Here is a 2,186-nt window from a genome sequence, read left to right as displayed (position 1 = left end):
AGGCATCGAGGATCGCCTTCAGGATAGCCTCGGATCGACGTTGTCCATAGCCGTAGCCGTAGGCGCTGGAGGTAATGGCGACGACGAGATGGCGAGCCGGGACCACGTAGATCTTGTTGCCGCCGTTGCCCGACGCGAACGAGACCGTCACCGGCTTGCCCTGGACCTGGCGGGTCTTAGCGTACCAGAAGTAGCCGTAGCCATCGGCATAGGGATCGCTGTCGCCGATCGCGACCTTCGGTGCCAGGGCCTCGCGCAGCCAGGCCGCGCTGACGACCCGGCGACCGTGGTACAGCCCGCCACTGCGCACCATCTCCCCGATCTTGGCCAGATCGCGGGTCGTCAGCGACAGATTGCCCTGACCCTTCGTGTAGCCGGCCGCGTCGGCCGCCCAGATCCAGCGGGTGACGCCGAGGGGCTTAAACAGCGCGACGCGCGCGAAGTGCTCAAGCGTTCCACCGGTGGCCTTCGCCACCACCACGCCGGCGACATAGGCGGTGACCGAGTTGTAGCGATAGCGCGTTCCCGGCGGATCGTCCCGGGGGAGTGAGAGCACGAAGGCCGGCGGGCTGGCGGCCTCGTCCATGTGGTCCTCCTGGCCCGGCGAGGCCGGATCGTCGTCGAACGCCGCCAGGCCCGAGCGCATGGTGAGCACATCGCGCAAGGCCGCGTCTCCGATCGCGCTGCCCTTGGCTTCGGGCCAGTAGCGCGCGACGGGGTCCTCAACGCTGCGGATCTGGCCCCGGTCGATCGCTACGCCCATCAGCAGCGCAGTGATGCTCTTGCCGGCCGAGCGGATGTCGTGAAGCGTCTCGGCCGTTTCGCCATTGTAATAGCGCTCGCCAACGACCCGCCCGTCGCGCAGCACCACGACGCCTTTCAGGTCGGTATGTTCGTCGTTGTTGAAGCGCGTCAGCACCGCCTGGATCGCCGGATCGCTCCGCGCCATCGCCGGCGCCCCCAAGCCGAGCAGCGCCAAAGCGCCGAGCAGTATCTTCATCATCGCCTCCGTATCGCTTCTGCGCGTCCGAACCTTCTCAGGATTGCGCCCGTATGGCTAAGTCATCCAGCAGGCGCTGGGAGAGCGTCGAAAGCCAGCCGCAGCCTCCGAGGAGGCAACTGTGCCGCTGGGTGACAGGCTCACTGAGACTCTCTAGCCGCATCGTCCGTTAGATAACCGGATTGCGCGATATAGGCGCGCACGGCGTTGTCGTCGGCGTAGCGCAGCTGGATCATCAAACGGAGGGCGGCGCGCTTGTCGATCGCGCGATCGTAGAAGTCCCGTGCGATCTCATAGCCCACGAAATAGCCCATGTCGGACACGCCGAAGACGTTGTCGTTGCTGTTGTAGAGCCAATCACGCCAGTCGGTCTTGGCCATGTCGGTGCGGAACTGGTCGCGCACCGTGACGCGGTGGGCCGGGCCATAGACGTAGAGCTTCAAAGGAGGGCGGCGGCCCGTCACCCGTTCGGCGACGAACTCCGCCACCCCCTCATAGGCCACGCGGGCGGCGAGGCTGTCGCTCGAATCCTCCTGCTGAGTGTGGACGTATTCGTGGATGTTGTTCTGAGCGTTGTTGGTGAAGGGCGCGGTCGCGAAGAACGCGCCAAGCCGGGTGCGCATCGGCTCGGGCAATTCGGACACGTCGACGCTCGCGTCGGCCAGGGCGATCTCGGCGCCGATCAGCACCATGCCGCCCTGGGTCGTGCCGCCGGTCCGCAGCACGCCGATCGCATAGGTGATGCTGGCGGGCCTCATCTCGGGATAGATCGCCCGGAAGGCGGCGAGGTCTTTAGCGAGCGGCCCGGCCGCTTCCCGGGCGCGGCCGGTCAAGGGTCGGATCGAGTCCCAGAATTTGGGCCAGCGTTCGATCGCGTCGACATATTGCTCGAGCGTGTAGCGCCGCGCCGCCATCAACGTGCGCAGGCCCGGGGTCGCGGGATCGAGATAGAGCTTCTGGAACAGAGCAAGTCTGGTCGGGCGATCCTTCGCCGCTCGCACCGCGTCATAGGCGATCCAGAACCGCCCGATGTCGTCGGTCTGAATGACGGCCTGACCGGCCGGCGCGGCAACCGCCGCCGCCGGGGCTTTGGTCCAGGCCATCGCTGGGCAAGCCACCAACAGCGCCGCGGCCCAGCACCCAAACCGGAGGGCCAAGGGTCGTCCTGACATGGGGTCTATCTCCG

General features: G+C 66.7%; 2 protein-coding genes. Both read right to left on the bottom strand.

Annotation, left to right across the window (positions count from 1 at the left end; all coding sequences use genetic code 11):
• A partial coding sequence (locus VJ655_RS19645; RefSeq protein WP_324114046.1) for a serine hydrolase occupies nt 1–1,000 on the bottom strand: 1,000 nt, incomplete at its 3' end.
• A 140-nt stretch (nt 1,001–1,140) separates the two neighbouring features.
• The gene (locus tag VJ655_RS19640) at nt 1,141–2,103 is read right to left on the bottom strand and encodes a hypothetical protein (RefSeq protein WP_324114044.1); all 963 of its coding nucleotides are present in this window, start codon (nt 2,101–2,103) and stop codon (nt 1,141–1,143) included.
• Nucleotides 2,104–2,186 lie beyond the last annotated feature (83 nt).

This window comes from Caulobacter sp., from assembly GCF_035254145.1.
Classification (GTDB): domain Bacteria; phylum Pseudomonadota; class Alphaproteobacteria; order Caulobacterales; family Caulobacteraceae; genus Caulobacter.
The sequence above is the reverse complement of the archived record's forward strand: the minus strand, read 5'-3'. Positions and strand labels throughout refer to the sequence as shown.

Coding starts and splice junctions, on each gene's coding strand:
- VJ655_RS19640 (WP_324114044.1), bottom strand. CDS start 2,103: ATGGCCTGGACCAAAGCCCCGGCGGCGGCGGTTGCCGCGCCGGCCGGT.